The organism is Legionella nigrisilvae, from assembly GCF_977063395.2.
This window is the reverse complement of record NZ_CDRUGZ020000011.1, coordinates 95,492-120,053: the sequence shown is the minus strand read 5'-3', so window position 1 is coordinate 120,053 and position 24,562 is coordinate 95,492. Positions and strand designations below refer to the sequence as shown.

The following is a 24,562-nucleotide window of genomic DNA, read 5'->3' as shown; positions in this document are numbered from 1 at the left end:
ATCAGGATTCATAAATGGCTTATCAAGTTATTTTATTTGATCTAGATGACACACTAATTGATTTTGCCTATTCTCAACGAATGGGGTTGATGGATATCTATAAACAATTCTACTCAACTGTCGAATACACACTTTTTGAGCGTCTTTACAAAGAAATTAATGCTTGTCTTTGGAGCAAGGTGGGAACCAAAGAACATGCCCTCATGCCAAGCGATGTAAGATTGTTACGATTTGTACAGTTAAATCAAAAGCTTTCTTGTACTACTCCACCAGAAGTAATTGCAGACGCATATGATATCAATCTGTATGTCCATGCACATTGGCTACCCAACGTGAGAACTGCTATTGAATTCTTACATCAAAAAGGACATATTTTAGGTATTATTACCAATGGTTTCGTCGAAGTACAAGGAGAAAAAAGGCAAAGACTCCAGTTAAAGAATTGGTTTGATTGTTATATAGTTTCTGATGAAGTTGGTGTTGCTAAACCTAACGTAGAAATTTTTAATATTGCGCTACAAGAAATTACTAGCAAACGCAAACAAGTAATTGAAAAACAGTCCATGTTAATGGTTGGTGATTCGATTATTAGTGATGGTTATGGAGCAAAGAACTTTGGAATCGATTATTGTTTAATTAATAATCGAACATTAACTAACGACTCTTTGGAAACCCCTATTAAATACACCCTTCGCTCTGTTGCTCATTTGCCGGCAATTATCGGCTATGAAACTGAATATATGGATTTCTTGAAATCAAGCATGAACACAGAAGTACTTATATAATTGCCTTTAATAAGTTAAAAGAAAAACGTATCTTGATATAGTGCGTGAATACATTACTACACTGTTTAATCCAAAAATTAACATTTTTTTGTTTCGAGCTTAGCCAGTTGTTCAATCAGATTTTTGAATAAAATCACACCAAAATAAATACCAGCATTTGCAAGCAGAATACAATTAGAAGAAAATAAAATTTATCGCGACTCACCCAAGCAAAAGGATTGATATGGATATTAATTTAACAGTATTTGCTGCCCCAATATTTCTAATTTTAATTGGAATTGAATGGAGCATTTCTTATTACAAAAAATCTAGTGTATATCAATTTAATGATTCTATTAATAATTTGAGTACTGGCATACTAGAAGAAATTGCGGCTCTACCAGTAAGGGGGGCAATAATTTTTGGTTATTATTATTTGTATGAGCATTTTGCTGTGTTTCACATAAATTCTCATCTTATTATTTCCTGGATCCTACTCTGGCTTGGTGTTGATTTTTGTTATTATTGGTACCATCGAGCAAGTCATCGATGTAATTTTCTTTGGATAGGGCACTCGGTTCACCATCAAAGTGAAAATTATAATTTATCGGTTGCCTTAAGACAGGGCTATTTCCAAACCCTAACATCTTGGGTTTTTTATCTGCCCCTAGCTTTAATAGGCTTTCCAACCTGGATGTTTGTTCTGATCGCTTCAAGCAATACTATTTATCAGTTTTGGATCCACACTCAATCAATAAATCGAATGGGATTGTTGGAAATAATGTTTAATACACCCTCGCATCATAGAGTGCATCATGGCATAAACCCGCAATATATCGACAAAAACTTCGCCGGAAGTTTAATTATATGGGACAAGATTTTTGGTACCTTTGAACCAGAAAAGATTCCTGTAGAATATGGAATCACTGAGCCGCTTGAAACATGGAATCCGTTTTATGCCAATGTTAAAGTCGTTAAAGACGTATTGTATTATGGAAAAAATCTGAAAAATAAGCTGGACCTTATTAAAGCATTTTTTATGCCACCAGAATGGGTAATTAATCAGTTACAAGAGCAGAATGATATTCCCAAAAGAATGGTAAATAAGAAAAACAGCCAATCTCCCAAACTATATATGTTATTCAATATCGCCCTTGCAATAGTTCTTTACGCTTACCTCTCATTTATCTTCACTTTAGACTCACTGAGCTCATGGCTTATGGGAGTATTTATTTTATTTACCCTCTATACATTAGGTTCAATTGCCAACGGGAAACAAAAAAATCTATTTTTTGAACTACTGCGTTCCATTATTCTTTTATTTATTCTTCTCTCATTAAAAAATGGTATATTTTTATCTTTCGGTTTAGCTATATTGTTTTTACTGGTAAATCTTTTCCTATTTCGTTTTAATTTGTTTAGAAAACAATCCTATGTATCTTCTATTTCAGCATAAAATCAGGGGTTAACTTAGTCGAGTTAGCCCGAACCCAAGTTTTATAGACTATAATAAAAACAGCTAATAAAGTATTTGACTTTCGTTTCTCTGCGCTCAGTTAGTTGTTAGACGTAGTGAATATGAAGATTTCTATCTCGAAAAGTACTTTGCTAATAACGCAAAACTAAACAACTAATTTGGGGAGACCTTTATGAGAGTTGGCAAATACTATAACGATAATCTAGTTTTCATCTATGCCTATGGAATCAGTAAAAAACACTGCAGAGTTCACGTGTCCCCTATCATGTTGGAGACATTAGTTCTACTCTGAAGAACAAAAAATTAGTTTTAAATAAACGATATTGATGTATGTGATATAAGGAGCAAGCAATGAACAATTCAGCATATTTTCCTATACAAATAATATTCAATAATCTCAAACACTCAAAATCAATTGAGAGTAATGTACGCAAGCATGCTGAAAAATTAGGGAAGTATTTTGACGGTATTATCAGTTGTAATGTCAGCTTAGAAACGCATCGACATCACAATAAAGGAAAAATTTTTCATGTGCGTATTGATCTTGTTGTTCCAAATGCGGAACTCGTCGTAAATCGAGACCTAGCAGAAAATCACGCGCATGAAGACGTTTATGTTGCAATAAGAGATAAATTTCTTGCCATGACACGACAACTAAAAAAATACGTTCATAAACAACGTGGGGAAATAAAACACCATGAACTACCTACTGTAGGATTGGTTCGAGAAATCGCACCTATAGCTGATTACGGTTTTATTGAAACCATTGATGGAAGAAGACTTCGTTTTACCAGTAAAAGTGTAATTGATTATGATTTCAGTAAGTTAGAAGTTGGAAAAAAAGTTAGTTTTGTTGAAGCAAAAAGTAATGATGGTCCAGCAGCAAGTACTGTTTATGTGAAATAGAATAATTTGATGAAAAAGACATATTGCCTTTTTCATCAAAGGGATGTTTATTTTTAATCCTCGTTCAGTAAATAAAACTTGCCTACTAATCATTGTCGGGGTTCATCAAGTATTTTTACTGCCAAGACTCGTTTCTTATAGGGGCATGATGATAATATAACGTACTTTTACACCTAATTTTAAACTCAAATTATGGATAAAATTGCTGCAGTCTATGTCACCAAACCTGAATTCCTGCCCATACTTGCTGAAGAATTAGGTAATGTTTCCAAAATTGTAGAAGATTTAGTTTTTTCTTCTCATAAAAAACTGGATGTATGTTTTGCACAGGACATTTGGTTAGAACCACAAACAGTAACTTTTCAATCTATTTCAGAGGCAGTAAAAATCCTTCGTCAAGCTGGCAAATTTTGGCACCTACATCCTATTTCTCATGTAAGACGCTCACGATTAATCGAAGAACAATTACGTCAGACTCCTCCCCTTTTGCGCCAGTTTCCTATTGAAGAGGAAATTCCACAAATAGGTGCCTTTTGCTTATTAGATAAAAATACTTTGATATATAGCCAAAAACGCCAGAAAAAATGGCCTAATGGAACATGTTATTTTATTGAAGATAAATTAAATCCACCCAATCGAGCCTACTTAAAACTATGGGAAGCACTAACCCTTTTAGAAAAATACCCAAAGCCAGGTGACCAAGTCCTAGATTTGGGCGCTTCTCCAGGAGGATGGTCTTATGTGATGCAATCCCTGGGTACTTCAGTGACATCTGTGGATAAGGCTTTATTAGATCCCCAAATTGCTAAATTACCTCGCATTAACTACTTGCAACAAAGTGCCTTTGCTATAGATCCGATGCAGTGGGAACAAAGCTATGACTGGGTATTATCGGATGTCGCCTGTTATCCGGAGCGAGCTTATGCACTCATCATGAAATGGATAGAGTCGGGAAAAGCCAAGCAATTGATCTTTACTATAAAATTACAAGGAACGATTGAGATGGCCACAATAAAAAAATTTCAAAAAATACCAAATTCTTTTCTTACCAATATGTTTTATAACAAGCACGAAGCAACATTTTTTTATCCTTTTGAAAATAATCCTATAAATCGCTGAAAGTTAATATTCTTTTAATAAATTAGATCTAGACTATTAGTATAAGTCTTTAATATTTACCATTCGAGAATGTTATGTCTGGTTCAAAAGAAGAAATTAAATTAACCAGTGATAAACTGCATAATAAAAACTGTTTTAGCTATTTGAGGCACGTGAAGTTACCTCGTGCTGTTATTGATTTAAAATTACTTCCAGAAAATGTTATTAACAGCATCTCGTCATTACAAGAACCCCAGTTCAATGTAATGTCCCAACTACCTCAAGATTTAACGAACTATACAGGTAGCTATATATATTGCACTAATCAAGAGAGTAAAAAATTATATTTTATTAAATCAGATGGTACATCTGAGTCAGTACAAATTAAGGATTTTGATTTATTTGATCAGAACCTACAAGAGATGAATGTTAAGGGTTTGAAGCAATTCAATCTTAAACCCACGCAAATTGAAACATTGATTACCTCCAACGGAGGTCACCTTCCCTATGACTCCAGCTACCCATATGCTGATTTATACACCGAATTTTTTGATTATCTTGAAGATAATATTAAAAATATTTTTGATAAACCTCGGGCAGCTTTGCTACTTGACCGCGAGCGACTTGCAGTATACCAAGAAACTATTCGAGTTAACCCCACATACCTTCCTTATTCGTTACAAAAAGCATATGTTGGAAATATGGGTGTTTTACCTTCTATAAAAACAATTGGTAACTTGAAGGAAAAGGCAAACCGTATAGAAGAAGAGATAGATGCATTAGATGAATTTATTTTTTCTCTTTATGCAAATGATAATCATATTTTGAATGATACTTTTGACAATATTAGAGAAATAACTTTAAAACAGAATCCAAGCTCATCAAGCATTGAAAAATCCATTTCAAATCATGTAAGCGATAAAGAAACTCCGATCAATAAAAAATCCAACTCACCAGCATATGAGGGCTCTACAGTTGGTCGGGTTACCGCCATGATGGCTAAGGAATACCATCCACAACATGGAACCAGTTTGTCAACAATCAGACGTTATCGCTACAATGTTAATGGCCCTATAGAATACCGTTTTGGTACTCAAGGACAACGTCACGAAGGTAAGGTTCGCATAAGCCCATTATTCAAACGGTTTTTAAAAATTGAAGCCGAAAGAGAGGACGCAAGGGTAGAACAAGCAAAAAAAGAACTCGAGGCACGCTTGAGTGCAACAGGAAAACAAGCTCCCAACCAAGCAGAAGGAACTATCGCTCTAGAACGAATAAAGAGTGCTGATCATGGAGAGATAGATGAAGATAGAATAACTCATATTTATTTCAACCTTTTAGGTCGCGATAGAACCGGTCTGGAAGGAACAAAGGAAAAGGAATTAACCCAAAAGTTAGAAGCACTTGAACTACACCAAAAGGAAGACGGAACTATATCTGGATATAAAAATGTAGCTGTCATTACCCTTCCTGCAGATAAGGGGTTGATGTGGCAAAAAGCCTATGCAGATACCACAACAAAATATAACTCAAAAAATGTGATTGAAGATTTTTTACGGATTGCACAGGAATCTAAAGGATATGATCTCCATTTGAGGAAGAAATTACCTGAAGATCTCACTCAATATCAAGGAAGTTATATATATTGTAGCGATGATAAAATTAAAACACTGTACTATATTAATGCAGATGGGGAATCTAAAGAGGTACCCATAGAAAACATTGCTCAATTTGAGAAAAATCTAAAAGATATAAAGGAGCAAGACTCTGACTTAATACATCTTACAGATGATCAAGCCAAGAGCATGATTGCAAGCTCAGACCACACCCCTCCTGGACTGATGAAAATAAAAGACTTTCACATCAGTGAGCGAATTCGCAGAAAAATATTTAAGGATGGAGGCAAGTATACCCACGAAACTGAAGCCAAAGTTTTAAAAGGACTACTTGATGAGAGCTTTAAGGCTTTAGGTTATTCAGATAAAACTGAATTAACTGAAGCTGAACGGCAGGCAGTCTGGTTCCATTTTGTAAAATATCAACTACCAAATCACATCATAGAATCTCTAAACCCCAAAAGTATTAACTTCAGTTGTAAAGATGCAATTGACCGAGGTGGAGTAGCCTCTGCTTATTATAACCTGGTGAAATCTTTTAACTTAACTGATTCCGAACAGAAAAAGGAAGTAGGAAACAAACCAATGAGTCGGGAAGAGTTTGAAGAAGCATTACATGCCGCGCCCACCATGGTTAAAGGTCGTGGTATGAATCATCATAGAAAGCTTATCTGGAACGCTGTTGATGCTTATGTTAATGCACACTATAACGACCTCAAAAATAATTCCGATAAGGCATGGCTTATAGAATGGAGGGACTATAATTGCCCCCATGAGCGCGTCGAAAGTTTGCTAAAAAAACGGTTAGGAGAAGGTTTGGATGAAATAGAAGAACACCTTCGAACTGAACAAAACTCTCCTAAAATAAAAGCCCTTACCCAAGGAAAAATGATTTTAGAAGAAATAGATAAGCAAACAAAATTGGGTGTTAGTGGAAGACGTGTGTTGTTGGAAACCGCTGTAAGAACTACGTCAATGTCGCTCAGTCCTGACACCCAAAAGCCTAAAAACATCGACCGATACCAAAAACTTTATGATAAGCTTGAAATAAGCTTTCCAGAACTAACAGTTTTAAGAGGGTTAGTAAAAATCTTTGCTGGAACTGTCACAGATATTGTTTTAGGTGCATTGTCTATGGCCTCTTTTGGAAAAATAGACATAAAATCAGACCTGACAGCCCGAGGTTGGGCAACATTTAATGCTGGGTGGGAACTTTCTGCACGAAAATCGTTGCAATCAGTGATGAAAAATCAACTGGAAGAGATGAAAAATCAACTGGAAGTGATGAAAGGTAATCAAAAAGATGATCAAAAAGACCCTAATGAGGACTCTACCTTGAGCGGTGCGAATTCAAATGTGGAATGTAAATAATATCTTTCCTTTAAATACAATCTCCTTAAATAATTATTTATAAAAAAGATTAACAATTAAAATATATTTGTTAAGCTTTCTTAAACATGGAATAGGTATTTATTCATTTCAATCGAAATTTCAGGGAAATAAATCATGAATCTAAAACTTAAAGGCAAAACAGCGTTAGTTACCGGCTCCACTGCAGGTATAGGGTTTGCAATCGCGGAACTATTAGCTCATGAAGGCGCAACTGTTGTAATTAATGGGCGAACTAAGAATAGGGTCACTGAGGCAATGCAACAAATAAAAACGCACAACCCCGAAGCCAACTTAATTGCCGCGCCTTCTGATTTAAGTCTAAAAAAAGAAACAGAGACATTACTTAAACAAATACCCACAGTAGATATTCTGGTCAATAATGTTGGTATTTATAACACAAAGCCCTTTGTGGATATTTCCGATGAAGAATGGTTGCATATGTTTGAAGTCAATGTAATGAGTGGTGTTCGTTTAAGTCGTCATTACTTGGTTCCGATGTTAGAGCAAAACTGGGGCAGAATCATATTTATTTCAAGTGAATCAGGTGTCCAAATTCCGCCCGAGATGGTGCATTATGGCATGAGTAAAACAGCACAGCTTGCCATTGCTCGTGGAATGGCTGAGACGACAAAAGGAACTAATGTAACTGTTAATGCAGTTCTTCCTGGACCGACCAGTAGCGAGGGTATTAGCCAATTTGTAAACGATCTTGGTAAACAGCAAAATAAATCAACAAAACAAATTGAGAAAGATATTTTTGAAGATTTAAGACCCACTTCGCTAATCAAGCGATTTGCCTCCCCTGAAGAAATCGCCAATATGGTTGTATTCTTATGCAGTCCATTATCCTCTGCTACCAATGGAGCGAGTATTCGTGTGGATGGCGGGATTATTAGAACAATTGCATAGTAAATTAAGTAAAGTTGGTGTAGTGGAAATTACCAAATAATTTATTTCACTGCACCAAGGAGCTAAATCATTTATAAATTAAACGTATTAATTTTTGAATCCTTCAGACGTTCGGTTTCTAAGCAGTTCTATATTTTTGGCTGGATCAACAAACAACTCCCCTCCTAATCAGAATTTTAATCCTTTCAAGATGCTCCGGATTTCGAGGACAAGCTGCAGTGAGGTTGAAATTTATTAAAAAGGTGAGGTTCCCTTAGGTTTTAACGCCAATGAAGATAGCACATTGATCTTGCCTCTCATACACTTCAAAATCCGTCTCATACGTTCTGATAATATTGGACTGGGTTTCAAAATAAGCCCAGATTGCTTGCCAGGTTTCGATAATTGCTTTTGGCATAGGACCGGTGTTTTTAAAAACAAGATAATTCCCTTTATTTACTCTGGTGGTATTAAAATGATTTATTATTGCCGAATTATCAAGTTCAACTCCTGCAGTGACAGTATAAAAGCCATTACAATCTGATTCATAATCCGAATAGACTCCATATATCGGTACATGAGATTTTTGTGTTTGAATTTTTGACGCATAAAATCTGTTCCAAAGTTCTGGAAGTTTTGCAGTTTGAGGATTAAATTCGTCGAAATTGCGGGTTCGCTCACTTAATCCCATAACAGTAAATGACTCTATTTTAACAAGCTCGGGTGTAATGTTTTTCATAACCAGTTCTCTCTTAATTTGAAACCACACAGCTGCATAGCAGCAACAATATTTACCAATATAATTGAAGCTAGTGACAGTTTTTGTCAGTAGAGCACAGTTATTTCATACTTATTTCTTCGATAAGTTTTATTGTGTCTGCTGTAAGTTCAAATGAGTCCAGATCCAAATCTTCTCTCATATGCTGTTCACTGCTAGTTCCAGTTAAGGGAACCATCCCAATTTGCAATGCGAATCGAAAAATAATTTGTGGTATCGATTTTTTATAATGTTTCACAAGCTGATGCATAATATTAGTGATTAAATAAGTTTGGTTTGCTGTGAGCAAAGAAAATCCCTGATAAATTATTCCATGATTTTTACAAAATAATCGAATTGCTAAATCCCATTGCGTACTGGCAAAACAACGATTTTGAACGAAAGCAGGTTTTACCCGTGCAGCATGATAAAGGGCATCTAGTTGATCTAAATTCACATTTGAAATACCAAGTAATTTGATTTTTCCTTCATGATATAAATCCTCCATTGCGTTCCAAATATCTAGATCGTCTTGAACAATCCCCGAATTATAAGAGGGACCATGAAGAATGTATGAATCAAGGTAATCGGTTTGTAAGTGTTCTAGTGAGCTTGTAAATGATTGTATCACTTGCTCTTTATATGAATCGGTTTCCTCAAAAGGTTTGCGCTCATCTTGACCATGGGCGGGTGTGAATTTTGTTTGCAAGAATAACTCATTGCGTTGTTTTCCACTGGCTTTTAAAAATTGCTGAACTCCAAGCCCTACTCCTTCTTCAAAATAGTGCATACGTTGGTTTGCTGTATCAATTCCAGTAAATCCGTTTTTTAATGCCTGAAAAGTAAGCTCTTGGCTTCGCTCTTCTTTCCAAGCTGTACCATACAGAAAAGGTGGAATACTAATATGATGGAACTCGTGTTTAAATGCTTCAAGCATAAAATTGCAACTCAATATTGGATTATTAGAATAGTTTTAACGTATTCTTAAAGAAAAATAAATCAACACACTAATTTTCATAAAATTAATTTTATTTACTTGGATTTATTGGTTGCAAAAGTTGCCTTCCATTTTTTTAAAAGCGGTTGGCGACGTTCAGGATAACCCATTTCTGTTAGATTTAATTCAATAATACGATCTGTTCTAAAGTGTCGAAAATCCTGCCTTAGTTCGCACCACGCAATAAGAATACGAACTTGATCAAAAAAACCTAGTGCTAATGGCCAGATAATCCGCTTTGATGAATGTTCATTTACATCTCGATAGAGCAGTTGTAGTTTTCTTTCCAAACGTATTGCTTTTCTAATTAAAATTAAATCAGAATCTTTACTTTCGGCAACTATGCCTGGAGCTATAAGAAGTCCAGATATTTCTAGTTGTTCTCGTAATTCATTAGGCAATACCGCTGCAATTTTAGCTAGTGCATTTTGTGCAGCAAATTTGAGTTGAGTGTCTGTTCGATCCGCTACCCATCGTGAACCAAGAACTATAGCTTCAATTTCTTCTGGGGTAAACATAAGTGGAGGAAGAGTAAATCCTGGGCGCAACATATACCCCATACCTGCTTCGCCTTCAATTTCAGCCCCTTGTCCTTTAAGCATCGAAATATCTCGATACAAAGTACGAAGACTAATTCCCAACTCTTGGGCAAGCGTTACACCACGGACTGGGAACCGATGCCGTCTTAATATCTGAATTAAGTCTAATAATCGTTCAGTTCGTGACATTTACAAAAAGCACCCTCGGAATTTAGTGTTATCTTATTTAAGTTAAGTTTTAAATGCCAATATTTTTAATATTTCTTCCTCAGAAATCCTCTTTTTCTAAAGAAAAATGAATAACCATTCTGTTTGATTAATATTCTCTTAAGATTTAATTGGTAAAATTACAGACCATGTGTTCGTGTAATGGGCAGATCCGAGAGGTAATATATGGGTAAAAGCTCCCTTCCTAAAGACATAAGACAAAGTGAAATAAACTCTATTTGTGTTTTGTTAAATCATAATTTAATTCGTACTACTCAAGATTTAATTACCCATTTTTCTCAACTTATTGAACAAATTCGCAGAAATCCACAAATTTTCAAAGAAACCTACACCCCGGAACAATGCATTCAAATACTCAAAAAAGCAATTAAAACTTACAATAGTATCTATGCATATAACATTACACTAAAAGAAGAACTCATAGATCAGTTTATTGGCGCGGAAAAAACAAGAATATCAGTTGGAACAACAAAAAAATCCTCTGTTGAGACGCTAGTTGAAGATGATTTAACTAAAGTAACAAAAGGTTATGATCGTCTAGAAATGGCTCAGGAAAATGTCCAGCAAATTTCTAACGAGATTTTACGTGTGTTAACTAATAAGGAGTTTGCTGTAGTTCCACAGATAATAATCGGTTCGGGTGATACGGGAACTACCCTTTGGCTTGAACAATATAAAGCACATCATGGGACCAGCCAAACACTCTTAGCTAAGGGTGATCTTCCGCCAGTTTTAATGATAGGTGAAGATTCTGGTAGTTGGAGACATAATTATACCCTTGCCCAACCTTATAGCATCCTTGAGCGAACAACATGTAAAGAAAATCCCTCTATCTATTTATCTACAGAGTATTATCGAAAAAATCCTCATGCAAATGGTCGACATGTCTATCAAGCAAATCAAGTGAATCTTGGTTTTACTGAAGCTCCTCTGTTACGTGCATTTGTATCAAAAATTGAAAAAAGAAGTAATCATTTAAATGATTGGCAATCCTCAGATCATGAATATCGTGTGATAGTAGAGACGCCTAATGGAACTAAGAATATCTATGCAAATGAACTCAACATATGCACAGGCCTCGGTCCTGCACGAAATATCATTTCTGGCTCATTACTCTCATCGGATGAGTTCAATCATTTAAACAAATTTGATTCTAAGAAAGGATTCACACCGATTGTCGATGGTAATCAATTTATTTTAACGGATACAGAGGAACGAGTTAAAGCACCAAGAAAATTAGTGATCTACGGAGGTGGGGGAACCGCCGCTGCCTGCTACAGGAAGGGTTTTTTTGGTCATGATAAACGCACTGAAAATATGGAGTTTAATAAAACAAATCAACAAAACTCTGTTATCTGGATTGCAAAGCAATTTGATAAAGCGGGTACAGGAAAACTCGCTACGACTGCATTAGGCACAGCAAAATCCCGTGGAGATTTAATTCAAGCCGAATTAATCAAAATTGAACAGCAAATTAATGGAAGCTTATTATTAACCTTTACAACTGAAAGCTCCGCTGCTCAGAAAAAAACAAAAGCCTTCACTATTGAATGTGATCAACTTATTTACTCTGTTGGTCAAGATGATAATCGTATGAGAAATATTTGCAAGGAAATCGAGGCCGATGTATCACTTGTTTATGATAAAAATAATATGGTTCTTCATGTATGCTCAGCGGATAAAAAAGTATTTTTCTTTGGCGCAGCAGCGATGGCAGTACGAGAAAAGGAATATATGGATGCAACCTGGAAATGGCTTAAATCCGAAAACATTGGTGGTGATGTAGGTCCAGGATCAATGCCCCCTTCCCGAGCGCAAATCAAGAGTTATAATTTTTGGCGTGGTCTCGATCCAAATAGTATTAATGCCAACATGGACAGTCAATATTTAATTATTAAATACTTAGAAAAATCCGGTGTTGAACCAAAAGTGGCTGCCTGTTTTGTAGAGGATTTGTTAGAAGCAAGAAAAACAAGTACGTGTGGGGCTTCCCACTCAATGATTTTAGCACTTCTAAAGAAACATCAGTTAGATGAAATCATTGAAATAAAAGGACATGGACATCTAGCATTAAAAACAGACAGTAAACCTGTTCCAACCCAATCGAGACAAAAACTTTTATCCTGGCTTGGCCCACAAAGAACATCAAAAGATGCGGATATTCTCGTATCCTCTGTTCATGCAAAGAAAACATCTAAGGACACTATAGAAAAAGAGGAACAAGGTGTACAATTAATTGCAGAGATAAAAACATAAGAGTCTTATGTTCTTTCTTATGCGTAAAAAATAGTAAATATTTTGTATGCTCTTTTAACGACTCAATTGGAATCAACATGCTATTAGCTAAATTTCTTGAGTTAAATGATCAAGAAAATTACCAGCAGACCAAGTTATTAAGCCTAAAAAAACGATTGGATCCCGATTTTTTTTATCAAATAATCGCACAAGCAGATCATGAATTGTTATTCAAACTTGCGATGAATAATCCTGAAATTGATGCAATATGTAAAGCCCCTGAATTAAAATCTCACTGGGAGGACATGTGGCGTCTTTGTGGTGTTAATCCGAAAGAAAATGCTTCTATAAACTCTGAGGCTGTGCACGAATATCAACCCATGCCTACGATTTCCTCATGTTTTGATCTACTAAAAGGTCTTTATCTTTATGAAAATTTTAAAAAAATTTTTAAAGACATGGAGCATACACAAGAATTATATGACAATGCGGAGGAGTTTTTGGCGGCGTCTGGTCTTTATGGATGTTTTTTTGCCTTAAATGCGTTATGCAAGGGGGGGCTAGAGCTATTACACTATAAATTTGATGAAAAGATTGCAGAAAAGATAATTTTTTATGCCCAACTTGCTGCAAAATATTATTTATCTGCAGGGTACTTACTTTTAGCAAATGTTTATCAAGAATTACTTCAATATCAAAACGAAACGAATTTAGTTGGATGGAATTTATCGCTTCTAGCATTTCAAGCAATGAGTGTTGCAAAAAGACTAGAGCAATACTCTATCCCCATGCTCAATAATGCGTATCAAGGAAAAACATTAGAAGAAGCAAGTAATGGACAAATAACTAGTTTTTCGCAAGCCTTAAACAGGTTGCAAAGATTTTTGACACTATCCCCTTTAGATCTGGAAGTTGCTACAGGTGCAGCAATTGCTGAGGCTTCGGCAATAAAAAGAACCTACAAATTAGAGGAATCGCTGATTCCTACTCGGTCTGAGGAAGAACCTTTCACTGCAAAACCAAGAATGTCATGAAGGAAGAACTCATACTACCCTTATTCCGTCAACGCAATTGAGTCACCTGAGTATGGCTGTATGAAGTATCTGGAGTGCACACTTACGTCATCCATACGCGTTTACAACAAAAGGATTTCCTGATTCTATGATTCGCATGATAAAGGCCACAAAGAGAAGCCATAAATTTGAAAAGTATTGTTCCCTTATACCACCCAAGCTAAACTACCACAAAAAAAGATTATGGATGCTATAGTGAGGAATATATCAAGGAGACTGCTTGCACAAGCGCATAAGCCCTTTGATTTTTTAAGTCAGCTCTTGTTGTTACTTATTCTTATAATTGCTTTTGTGCCCTTTTCTCCCAAAATGCCTGCTTCGGGGATCGATCCTTCATGGGCACTGGGACTAAACCAAGCAGTCGCTCAAGGGTTGGCTTTTGGTAAGGAAATAATATTTACCCTAGGCCCCTATTCGTCTCTGTATACAAAAGCCTATCATCCAGCAACTGATCTCATGATGATTTTAGGATGTTTTTACCTCGCACTCATGTACTGGGTTTGTTTATTTTTTTTAATGCAAAAAAAGAGATGGTATTGGACTTTAATTTATTGCGTACCATTTCTAGGGATGATTTATTCGCGGGACTCTTTGTTTTTTTCTTATCCATTACTTGCAGGATTATGCAGTTTCAAAATCATCTATTTGGAACATAGGCTTACTCGCAACTATCGTCTATTATTTGCTTTTCTTCTCTTCGCTCCATTTGGGCTACTGGCCTTAGTAAAAGGGTCCATGTTAATTATTTGCTTACTTATACTTTTTCTTTATTTCATTTTTTTTCTTGCTTATAAAGAAAAAAAAATTGCACTAATTTGTCTTATTTCTCCTTTAATATCAATTATTTTATTTTGGTTGGTCGCGGGACAATCTCTACTTACATTACCTGATTACCTCATCAGTTCGGTTTTTATAGCATCAGGATTTACTGAAGCCATGTCTTCTAATGGTAATATTAGTGAAGTCATTTTATATTTGCTTACTTGCCTGTTAATTTTGTTAACCATTTCAGGGAATAAACAAATACGCCTTACTACAAAAATATTCTTGCTAGGCGCATATATTATTTTTTTGTTTGTTTCTTTTAAAACCGGTTTTACTCGTCATTTTGGTCATGCCTTTATCCCGGGAACCTCCATTATGCTTGCAACGTTACTTTTATCCCTGATTTTAAATACCTGGATCAGTTATCTGCTCGTCATTTTTTCATTGAACACTTGGTATTACATCAATAGTCAGTATACCCACATATCCATCCGGAATAACTTTATCTCTACTTCCTCCTCAGCCTGGCATGGTTTAAAGAATAGAATTCAGGATTTCTCCTGGCTCGAAAAAAATTTTTCATTTAGTATGAATTTCATACGTGAGCAAGCGGCTTTCCCCATTTTACAAGGCACTACGGACATTTACTCATACGATCAAGCTTATCTATTATCCTCACAGAATACATGGGCACCTCGGCCAACTTTTCAGAGCTATTCTGTTTTTAATGCAAGTCTGGCAAGTAATAATAAAAAACATCTTCAGGGGAAGTACAAGCCTGATAATATTATTTTTAAAATTGAACCTATAGATCAACGAGTTCCCTCTTTGGAAGATGGTGCAAGTTGGCCTTTACTGCTGTTGAATTATCAACCTATTCATTACAATAATAATTTTCTATTTCTTAGAAAAAAGAAATATGAATATCCAAAAGAAGTTATTGTGTTAAAAAAAGAATCTCATTTGCTTGGTGAAACAGTCCAACTACCAGAAAGCGATTTATTATTTGCTGAAATTAAGCTAACTCCTACTCTTTTGGGAACATTAGCGACCATTCTCTTTAAACCGCAACAATTGCACATTACTATGAATCTTAACAATGGTCGCACCAAACAATATCGTCTTGTGGCTAATATGGCGAAATCAATGTTTCTCATTTCACCTCTTATTGAAAATACTGCCGAATTCTCAATGCTTTATAAAAGAAATAACGAATTAGATGCTAAGAAAGTTCAGTCCTTGGTCATTACCACAAATCAGGAAAGAAATTGGCATTGGAACAACGAATATATTATCAATTTTAAGCGATTGACTCAGTAGAATTTATCTTTGAAACGCTTAACCTCTTATTACTCGGTTAAGCGAATCGATTTTTGGTATTTCCTATTTGATAGCTCCACGCCGTCTATTTTTGTAACGAATATCCATTATCAAGCCAGCCTTGTAGTCCGGTTTCTAACGATAAGATATTGGAATAACCCATTTTTTGTAAGTTGTCTGCTACTAAGGCACTTCGAAATCCCCCACTACAATAAACAAGAACTGGAGCGTTCAAATCTGGAATTTTCTTTTCAATATCTCGTTCGATAATGCCCTTACTTAAGTGAATTGCTGTAGGAATATGTCCAGTATCCCATTCATTTGACTCACGCACATCTATAAGATGCAGCGGTTCTTGCCGATCAATTTTTTCTTTTAGTGTTTTGGGGGGTATTTCGGTAATACGTTTTTTAGACTCAGCTACTAGTTTTAAAAATCCTTGCGCATGTTGTTTCATTACCTTCTCCTAACATTTTGTTTTATTGTATTCAACTTCTTAACCTTGGACATCTCTGCTTACCTACAGTTGCATTAAGAGCATAATTTAACCGCGGTGCTATAATTATAATCAAAGATAACAAAATCGATCATTGAAAATCGTTGGAGTGCTTTTGATGAAAGCAAGAGAATTTTTCGGTCGCGTAAAGCAACACCAAAGTGGGTCTTCATACTCTAATGTTGTACTAAATTACCTAAATACACGCAATAGTTCCATTTTAAAAGATTTTAAAACGGTATATAAAACAAATTTGCATTCAAGTCATGAACCATTTCCAAAATTTGTTACGCGTCTAGAAAGGGAACATAAAAAACAATTCATATTTAGAGGTATGAGCAATCATGAAGTTGCTGATTTTTTAAAAAGAAGAAGATTTCTCTGTGCGCCCAGCAAACAGAAACAGGATCATTATAACATTCCTGAGCATGTCATTCTGAATAATACAACCAAATTTGGTGCTTTTACTCCATCATTACAAGTTGGTGGTACCTATGCAAGCATGAGTACTATAGTTCCTAGCTCCGGAGCAATTGTCACAACCAATTTACCCCCTTTTTTTGTTAACCCTAAAGAAATCCTGGGGACTCATGAAGAGTTATATAAGCGTTTTAAAAAGCGCTATGACTTAGAAACAGAAATGAATACAGAATTTCAAGGGCTTACGGATGTCATAGAAACAGCAGGGAAAAACATAGAAATTACCATGATTCGAAATTTTGGAAAAAAATATGTTGGATTAGAACTAAATGATGTAAAAGACATTCATCTTTTGACAGTACCAGGTCAAATATTATGTAGTTGGACGAGTATCAATACCCCTTTGCATGAAGTAAGTTTTGAAAATCCAGAATACAAACTCAGGGTGTGTTCTGTAAAAGTTGGGTTTGCTGAGCATGATGCCTATCTTGCTGACGAGTATGATTTAGTTAATCAAAGAAATCGAGATATAGGACTTATTCCTCCTGAGGGTAGAGTAATTACGATGCATGAAGCAAAATATTTAGCAAAATCAGGTTTATTGGAACTACTCAATAATATGTATGAAAATGATGATGAAACATATGTATTTTCACATGTGCCAAGCGATATTCCAGTTAATGATATCGATGCTATTCGTGAGTATATGCTTAAGACTATCGAATCTTTACCACACATGAGAAAAATGGAATCCAGAATAGAAGAACTTACGGATGAGGAACCAAAAGAAAAGCCTGATGTAAAATAATAGAGACGTGCGACCTTTAATGCTTTTTGCCAATTCCTTTAAACCAATTTTTTAATTCCGGCCAAAAAGCAATGATAGCGATAATGAGAGTAAATAAAATAACTGAAATTACCATTTGAACGATAGGAAATCGGAGTTCATCATGCGCAACAAACCAGCTCGCGATTGATCCGGAAATCACTAAAAGTAACCTTATAAAAAACTGAAACATAATAACTCCAGATAGTTATGGATCTAAATCAGATTCAATGTATGTTTTGCAATCATATATTCTTCATTAGTAGGAATAACACCTACGAATACTCTACTATGAGGATGGCTAATTACTGCAGTATGAGTGCAATTTGCCTGATCATCCAATATTACTCCCAGCCAAGTCAGACGTTCACATATTTTTTTTCTTACTGGCGCTGAGCGTTCACCAATGCCGGCAGTAAAAATGATTGCCTCGCATCCTTGCAAGCTACTGGCTAGAGCACATAATTCTCGTGCTGCCCGATAACAAAATAAATCAACTGCCTCAACTGCCCTTTCATCCTTACTGGCTTGAAGTTCGCGCATATCACTGCTGATTTCAGAAACTCCCAATAGTCCTGATTTCTTATACAAAAGGGTATTCACTTCTTCTACAGATAATTTTTTTTCCTGGAGTAAATATAAAATTACCCCGGGATCAATTTCACCACAGCGAGTTCCCATCATTAAACCTTCTAAGGCAGTAAATCCCATAGAGGTAGCAACACTTTTACAATGTTCCATCGCACACATGCTCGCACCATTACCCAGATGAGCAACAATTACTTTTTTATCTTTGATTTCTGAAGGTAAAACGGAAGCAATGTACTCATAAGAAATACCATGAAATCCATAGCGAATTATTCCCTCCTCACTTAATTTCCTGGGTATAGCAAAAAGAGTAGCTAATTTGTCTTGGGTTTGATGAAATGATGTATCAAAACATGCAACTTGTGGAAGTTCAGGGTAAAGCTTCAAGATACTCTCAATAATCGCTACATTATGGGGTTGGTGAAGTGGTGCCAAAGGATTTAAAGAGGTTAATTTTTCAATAGAATCTTTATTAATTAATATGGGATCATGAAAAAAACGTCCCCCGTGAACTACGCGATGCCCAACCGCTTTTAAAATATACCGTGTAGGTAAATGCTTTATCCATTCAAATAAAAATCTCAATGCAGATTCATACCCCGGTGATGAAATGGATGTATTAGCAATCTGTTCCTGTTGTGCATTGGAAATGGTTATTTGAGGATGTTTAAAAATACTTTCTATTTCACCATGATAAATTATAGTTAAAGAAGAAATAAAGAGACTAAATTTAATGCTGGAAGAACCTGCATTAATTACTAATACTGCTTCATCAAATTGTTCTGATTTCATTATTTTTTTCTACGTGCATACAATAAAGCCATAACACAGGATGCTTTTCGTGATAATTCATCGCTACCTCGGCTGGTTAAAATAATGGGAACATGAGCTCCCAATACCATCCCAGCGGCTTCTATACCTGACAAATAAGTCATTTGTTTGTAAAGCATATTACCTGATTCAATGTCAGGAACTACTAAGATATCCGCATTACCCGCAACAGGAGAAAAAATACCTTTTTCACGTGCTGAATCCATAGAAATAGCGTTATCAAAAGCTAAGGGACCATCTAAAATACCCCCTGTAATCTGTCCGCGCTCCGCCATTTTACACAATGCTGTGGCATCCAGTGTGGATGGAATTTTTTCATTTACGGTTTCAACTGCAGAAAGAATTGCAACTTTAGGGGTACCTAGTTCAAGTGCATGAAATAGATCAATCGCATTTTGTACGATGTCACGTTTTTCACTGAGATTTGGAAATAGATTGATTGCGGCATCGGTCAAAAAAATAGGTTTAGGATAATTAGGTACCTCAAGAGAAAATACATGGCTCATACGGCGCCCTGTACGTAATCCATTTTCTTTAGCGACAATAGGTTTCATCAATTCTTCTGTATGAAGTTTTCCTTTCATTATCGCTTCAACTTTTTGTGCTGCAGCTAGTTTTACCGCAGTTTCAGCAGCTTCATTACTATGTCTAGTAGGAATAAGTTCGTAAGCCGAAATATCAATATTAGCTTCTTTAGCGGCCTCAAGAATTTTTTGTTTCGGGCCCACGAGAACCGGTATAATTAATCCCTCTTCGGCCGAAGCAATTGCTCCTTTAAGCGAGAGTACATCCACAGGGTGAACCACAGCCGTTTTAAGTGGTTCTAGAGCGTTTTTTTCCATAATTAAATGGTGATACCAATGTTCTTGTTTTGGTTTAAGCTCAACTTTAGGCAACTCAATACAGACTCTTTTAATTTTTGTGGTTGGTGCTATTACCTTTGCACGACCACAAATAACTGTTTTTCCCAGTTGGTTAACGCCTTTACAATCAAACTCCACAATGTGTCTTTCCGGTATTTTATTCACTACCTTAAGTGTGACGGTGATGGTGTCTCCTAGAGTCACAGGATGTTCGAATTTTAAAGTTTGTTCTAAATAAATGGTGCCGGGGCCTGGCAACTCTGTTCCCAATATAGTAGATAAAAGTGATGCGCTCCACATACCATGAGCAATAATTTTGTGAAACATATCATTTTTAGCGTACTCTGCATCTACATGCGCTGGATTAATATCTCCAGACATGATGGCAAACAGCTGGATATCTTCTGAAGTTAATGTGCGTATTAGACTCGCTGATTTACCAATTGTTATCTCATCAAAGACCTGATTTTCGATGTAACTCATCTTTATGCCTATTATAATAATTCATAATCCACTTGGAACGTGGTCATTTTGTCACATGAGCATTACGCCCCATAATCGTGGGGCATTTTATTCTATTTTGCAGTTTCTATTTTTACGTCTCGAGATTTCCCTTTAGCTTCTGCTTTCTTGGGTAGCTCTATCCATAGCATTCCTTTTTTAAAAGTTGCTTTGGCTTTATTTATATCTATTGTTGAGGGTAAAGAGAGTGAACGCTCATATTTACCATAACTAATTTCTCGAGAAATATATTTTTTCTTTTCATTTTTTTTAGAAGTTGATTTTTCACCTGTAATAGTAAGCGAATTGTCCCTTAAAGATACAGTGATGTCTTTTTCATCCATGCCAGGCATTTCCATTTGGATGGTAAAGTGATCTTTATCCTCAACCAAATCCATGGAAGGCATAAGATTTAGATTCTCAAATTGTTCCATGCTTCTGTTTGGTGAAAACATTTCATAAAAATCCTGGAATGCTTTATCCACTTCCTGTTGAAGACTTAAAAAAGGATTATGAGGATGTTCAATTGAAATAGGTGTTCCTTTTTTCCATTTTAATAGCGCATTCATGTTATCGACTCCGTCCTATATTAATTTTCCATTAACGAAATACACCAAATACAGTTTGATATACAAAAGTATTTTGTCAAGTCAAAATAGTATTAATTGGTCTACAGTAATAAATATCATTCGCATTTTCGCGTACTCAAGTTAAGGAACATATTATGATGCATGCAATGATTATGGAAAAATCAGGCCAAAAGTTAATCTATAAAAAAATAAAAAAACCTGAACCTCAAGAAAATGAAGTGCTCATTAAAGTGCATACCTGTGGGATCTGTCGTACCGATTTACATGTTGTAGATGGTGAATTAAATCACCCCAAACTTCCTCTAATACCGGGTCATCAAATTGTTGGCACCATCGAAAAAATTGGTTCAGTGAATATCCCTTTTACTATTGGGCAACGAATTGGAGTCCCTTGGTTAGGTGGGAGCTGTGGCCAATGTCTGTTTTGTAAATCTGGGCATGAAAATCTTTGTGATCACGCCCGATTTACTGGTTATCAAATTGATGGTGGCTTTGCAGAATATTGTGTAGCGAACCAGCGATTTTGTTTTCCTATACCTGAGGGTTATTCTGATGATCAGGCAGCCCCGCTTTTTTGTGCAGGTTTGATTGGTTATAGGGCTTTATTAAAAACAAATGATGCAAAAACTTTAGGATTATATGGGTTTGGCTCAGCAGCACATATTCTTATCCAAGTAGCGAAACAACAAGGACGATCGGTTTATGTCTTTACCAGTCCTGGTGATAAGCAGGCACAGGAGTTTGCATATAGTCTAGGCGCGGTATGGGTAGGAGATTCAAACCAAGAGGCACCTCATCCTTTAGATGCTGCAATCATTTTTGCACCTGTAGGAACACTTGTTCCGCGTGCACTTGGTAATATAGAAAAAGGAGGGATAGTAGTTTGTGCTGGAATTCATATGAGTGATATTCCTAGTTTTCCTTATAATATTCTTTGGGGAGAGCGGACTCTGTGTTCTGTAGCAAATCTAACCCGAAAGGATGGGGAGGAGTTTTTATCGCTCGCACCGAAAATTCCTGTTAAAACAGAAGTTCATGTCTATCCATTAAGAGAAGTTAATCAAGCACTTGAGGATCTACGTCACGGGCGGTTTACAGGTGCTGCGGTAATTAAAATTTGAACTCAATACGGAGGATAAAGCACTCTATTCCCTTGCTTTGGCTCTTAATATTTGGGACTATCAACATCAAGGATTTCAATTTACTTATTCCAAGGGATTATGATTAATATGTTTCAACAGGCAATTGTACGAACACCGTCTTCCAATTTAATTCATGGATTAACATCCACAATCGAGTTAGGTCAACCGGATTATAGAAAAGCCCTCAAACAACATCAAAGTTACATCAATGCCTTGGCTCGCTGTAGCCTCGAAGTAACTGTTTTACCTGCCTTGGACCCATTTCCTGATTCGTGCTTTGTTGAGGACCCTGCACTCCTTACAGATAGATTTGCCCTCCTCACTCGTCCAGGGGCCCTATCAAGAGAGGAAGAGGTAAATTTAATTGAACCGTGTATTCAAACTTTTTACAAAGCAAACATCCATAAAATTACTGCCCCTGGAACCTTGGAAGCTGGTGATGTGATGCAAGTAGAAGATCATTTCTATATAGGGCTTTCGCAACGAACTAATAAAGAAGGGGCGGCACAATTAACGGCTTTACTGACACAATATGGTTTTAAAAGTACCGTGATTGAATTGAACAAATTTTTACATCTAAAAACTGGAGTTTCATATCTGGGTGATGGCTGTGTACTCGTCAATGGAGAATTAATTAATCATCCGGCTTTTCAATCATTAAAACAATTGGTTATTGATGATTGTGAAGCTTACGCCGCGAATTCCATTAATGTTAATAACACCATCATTATGCCTCAAGGTTTCCCACATTCAGTTGAAATGGTTCTTAATTCTGGCTTCCAAGTGATCACCGTAGATGTAAGCGAATTTCGTAAAATTGATGGTGGTTTGAGCTGTTTATCCCTAAGATTTTAATGAATAAAAAGCTTACTATTTTTAGTTTGACTTTAACGACCGTGGGTTCAGTAGACAGCATTCGTAACCTGCCTGCTGCTGCATTGGTTGGGACAGATATTTTTTGGTATTTCGGCTTGGCATTATTTTTCTTTTTATTACCCAGCGCCATCATTGCAGGCTGGTTTTCCACTAAATTTGACGAAGGGATCTATGGCTGGGTAAAAAATAGTCTGGGGAAAAAAGCTGGGTTTCTCGCTATTTGGTTCCAATGGATGCAAAACATCCTTATTTATCCCACCTTTTTCAGTTTTATAGCGGGTGCGTTTTTGTACTGCATCAATCCGGATCTTGTTGAAAATAAAATGCTTCTTTTTATTATAATTAATCTTCTCATCTGGGGTTTGACTTGGATTAATATAAAAGGACTCAATTTTTCCAATCGCCTGACTATTGTTTGCTCTATAATGGGACTTTTAATCCCCTTTATTTTAATCCTAGCTATAGGATTTATAGGGATGATTATTCATCCCCAATCGCTTAACCTTATAACACCTTCCCATCAAGATTCATGGGGATCCCTAACGGCAATAATACTTTCTTTTTGTGGCATTGAAATTGCTGGGGTTCATGCGCAAGATTGCAAACCAGGCTCATTACCTAAGGCGATTGCTCTTTCAGTGATTATTATTTTTGTTACGATGCTCTTTGGCTCTTTGACTTTAGCTATGCTACTTTCACCGAATCAATTGAATTTTATTAGTGGCATTCCCCAGCTATTTCAAGTTTTCTTCACTCAAATCCAATGTGCGAAATTAAGTTTGATAGTTAATATTTTAATCGTCATTGGTTGTATTGGATGTGCCAATAATTGGCTTATTTCCCCAGTTAAGGGCCTTCTGTTTGCAAGTGATGAGCTCCCTATTTCGAAACAATCCTCCTCTAGATTACTAGTTATGCAAGCATGTGGTGTATCATTTATTAGTACACTTTTTTTATTATTACCCAGTGTTAATGCCTCCTATTGGTTTATGATTACTCTGGCTACTCAAATGTACTTGTTAATGTATGGGTTTATGTTTGCTGGTGCAATACACTTATCTTGGCAAGAAAAAGATCAATATTATTTGTGCATTGTCTTATCATCCATTCTCGGATTTATTGGCATTATTATTTCAATTGCGGTCAGCTTTACTCCTCCTTCCTCATTAAAATATGATTCATTGTTGCATTACGATTTATTTATCCTTATATGTTTGTTTCTTATCGCTTCATCCGCTTATTTTGGGAAAAGAATTCTTTATTTTAGAGTAACTAAAGAAGTACTTAAGAACTAAATCTCGAAGTAATAAGCCAATGTATTAAACTCTTGATTTATCAGTTTATTAATCCACATTACCTTTACTTTAAATTGAA

General features: G+C 35.9%; 21 protein-coding genes. 13 read left to right on the top strand and 8 right to left on the bottom strand.

From position 1 onward, the window contains the following. The first annotated feature begins 14 nt into the window (after nt 1–14). The 6 genes from ACWTE2_RS00595 (at nt 15) to ACWTE2_RS00570 (ending at nt 8,162) form a co-directional block, all read left to right on the top strand. Nucleotides 15–785, top strand: a complete 771-nt coding sequence (locus ACWTE2_RS00595; protein WP_182390637.1) for an HAD family hydrolase — start codon at nt 15–17, stop codon at nt 783–785. Between the two features lie 223 nt (nt 786–1,008). Then, nucleotides 1,009–2,220 carry a sterol desaturase family protein gene (locus ACWTE2_RS00590; protein WP_454783711.1) on the top strand — a complete coding sequence of 404 codons (1,212 nt, stop codon included), beginning with the start codon at nt 1,009–1,011 and terminating at the stop codon, nt 2,218–2,220. A gap of 372 nt (nt 2,221–2,592) precedes the next feature. Next, nucleotides 2,593–3,147 carry an HPF/RaiA family ribosome-associated protein gene (locus ACWTE2_RS00585; RefSeq protein WP_182390635.1) on the top strand — a complete coding sequence of 185 codons (555 nt, stop codon included), beginning with the start codon at nt 2,593–2,595 and terminating at the stop codon, nt 3,145–3,147. 192 nt (nt 3,148–3,339) lie between these two features. Next, entirely contained in the window at nt 3,340–4,266 is a 927-nt protein-coding gene (locus ACWTE2_RS00580) for an SAM-dependent methyltransferase (RefSeq protein WP_454783710.1), read from the top strand. A gap of 74 nt (nt 4,267–4,340) precedes the next feature. Further along, nucleotides 4,341–7,232 (top strand): hypothetical protein, encoded by a 2,892-nt coding sequence (locus ACWTE2_RS00575; protein ID WP_454783709.1) that lies wholly within the window; start codon nt 4,341–4,343, stop codon nt 7,230–7,232. A gap of 135 nt (nt 7,233–7,367) precedes the next feature. After that, on the top strand, nt 7,368–8,162 hold the full coding sequence (locus ACWTE2_RS00570; protein WP_182390632.1) for an SDR family NAD(P)-dependent oxidoreductase: 795 nt from the start codon (nt 7,368–7,370) through the stop codon (nt 8,160–8,162). A 253-nt stretch (nt 8,163–8,415) separates the two neighbouring features. Here the strand turns inward: ACWTE2_RS00570 and ACWTE2_RS00565 are convergent, their stop codons facing one another. The 3 genes from ACWTE2_RS00565 to ACWTE2_RS00555 form a co-directional block, all read right to left on the bottom strand. Further along, the gene (locus ACWTE2_RS00565; protein WP_454783708.1) at nt 8,416–8,880 is read right to left on the bottom strand and encodes a GyrI-like domain-containing protein; all 465 of its coding nucleotides are present in this window, start codon (nt 8,878–8,880) and stop codon (nt 8,416–8,418) included. A gap of 100 nt (nt 8,881–8,980) precedes the next feature. Continuing rightward, on the bottom strand, nt 8,981–9,835 hold the full coding sequence (locus ACWTE2_RS00560; RefSeq protein WP_454783707.1) for an aldo/keto reductase family protein: 855 nt from the start codon (nt 9,833–9,835) through the stop codon (nt 8,981–8,983). 95 nt (nt 9,836–9,930) lie between these two features. Beyond that, complete coding sequence (locus ACWTE2_RS00555) at nt 9,931–10,623, bottom strand: helix-turn-helix transcriptional regulator (protein ID WP_454783706.1); 693 nt, start codon at nt 10,621–10,623, stop codon at nt 9,931–9,933. 204 nt (nt 10,624–10,827) lie between these two features. Here ACWTE2_RS00555 and ACWTE2_RS00550 point away from each other — a divergent pair, with 204 nt between their 5' ends. The 3 genes from ACWTE2_RS00550 to ACWTE2_RS00540 all read left to right on the top strand — a co-directional run bounded on the left by ACWTE2_RS00550 (nt 10,828) and on the right by ACWTE2_RS00540 (nt 16,055). Continuing rightward, on the top strand, nt 10,828–12,918 hold the full coding sequence (locus ACWTE2_RS00550) for a hypothetical protein (protein WP_454783705.1): 2,091 nt from the start codon (nt 10,828–10,830) through the stop codon (nt 12,916–12,918). 77 nt (nt 12,919–12,995) lie between these two features. Continuing rightward, a complete protein-coding gene (locus ACWTE2_RS00545) occupies nt 12,996–13,931 on the top strand; it encodes a DUF5630 domain-containing protein (RefSeq protein ID WP_454783704.1) in 936 nt (311 codons plus the stop codon). Nucleotides 13,932–14,165: 234 nt separating this feature from the next. Then, nucleotides 14,166–16,055, top strand: a complete 1,890-nt coding sequence (locus tag ACWTE2_RS00540; RefSeq protein ID WP_454783703.1) for a hypothetical protein — start codon at nt 14,166–14,168, stop codon at nt 16,053–16,055. An 85-nt stretch (nt 16,056–16,140) separates the two neighbouring features. On the opposite strand, the gene ACWTE2_RS00535 is transcribed toward ACWTE2_RS00540, so the two are convergent. Continuing rightward, a complete protein-coding gene (locus tag ACWTE2_RS00535; protein ID WP_454783702.1) occupies nt 16,141–16,512 on the bottom strand; it encodes a rhodanese-like domain-containing protein in 372 nt (123 codons plus the stop codon). Between the two features lie 157 nt (nt 16,513–16,669). Between ACWTE2_RS00535 and ACWTE2_RS00530 the strand changes: the two genes are divergently transcribed. After that, nucleotides 16,670–17,779, top strand: coding sequence for a hypothetical protein (locus tag ACWTE2_RS00530; protein ID WP_454783701.1), 1,110 nt, complete (start codon nt 16,670–16,672; stop codon nt 17,777–17,779). Nucleotides 17,780–17,795: 16 nt separating this feature from the next. Here the strand turns inward: ACWTE2_RS00530 and ACWTE2_RS00525 are convergent, their stop codons facing one another. From ACWTE2_RS00525 to ACWTE2_RS00510, 4 genes are all read right to left on the bottom strand, one after another. Then, entirely contained in the window at nt 17,796–17,990 is a 195-nt protein-coding gene (locus ACWTE2_RS00525) for a hypothetical protein (protein ID WP_182390623.1), read from the bottom strand. A gap of 23 nt (nt 17,991–18,013) precedes the next feature. Next, entirely contained in the window at nt 18,014–19,177 is a 1,164-nt protein-coding gene (locus tag ACWTE2_RS00520) for an acetate/propionate family kinase (RefSeq protein WP_454783700.1), read from the bottom strand. Next, nucleotides 19,177–20,562, bottom strand: a complete 1,386-nt coding sequence (locus ACWTE2_RS00515; protein WP_454783699.1) for a bifunctional enoyl-CoA hydratase/phosphate acetyltransferase — start codon at nt 20,560–20,562, stop codon at nt 19,177–19,179. Before ACWTE2_RS00515 ends, ACWTE2_RS00520 begins: the two co-directional genes overlap by 1 nt. A gap of 92 nt (nt 20,563–20,654) precedes the next feature. After that, complete coding sequence (locus ACWTE2_RS00510; protein WP_454783698.1) at nt 20,655–21,149, bottom strand: Hsp20/alpha crystallin family protein; 495 nt, start codon at nt 21,147–21,149, stop codon at nt 20,655–20,657. A gap of 158 nt (nt 21,150–21,307) precedes the next feature. Between ACWTE2_RS00510 and ACWTE2_RS00505 the strand changes: the two genes are divergently transcribed. The 3 genes from ACWTE2_RS00505 to ACWTE2_RS00495 all read left to right on the top strand — a co-directional run bounded on the left by ACWTE2_RS00505 (nt 21,308) and on the right by ACWTE2_RS00495 (nt 24,483). Next, nucleotides 21,308–22,291, top strand: coding sequence for a zinc-dependent alcohol dehydrogenase family protein (locus ACWTE2_RS00505; protein WP_454784419.1), 984 nt, complete (start codon nt 21,308–21,310; stop codon nt 22,289–22,291). A gap of 99 nt (nt 22,292–22,390) precedes the next feature. Further along, a complete protein-coding gene (locus tag ACWTE2_RS00500; RefSeq protein WP_454783697.1) occupies nt 22,391–23,167 on the top strand; it encodes a dimethylarginine dimethylaminohydrolase family protein in 777 nt (258 codons plus the stop codon). Next, nucleotides 23,167–24,483 carry an APC family permease gene (locus tag ACWTE2_RS00495; RefSeq protein WP_454783696.1) on the top strand — a complete coding sequence of 439 codons (1,317 nt, stop codon included), beginning with the start codon at nt 23,167–23,169 and terminating at the stop codon, nt 24,481–24,483. The genes ACWTE2_RS00500 and ACWTE2_RS00495 overlap by 1 nt, the downstream gene beginning before the upstream one ends. Nucleotides 24,484–24,562 lie beyond the last annotated feature (79 nt).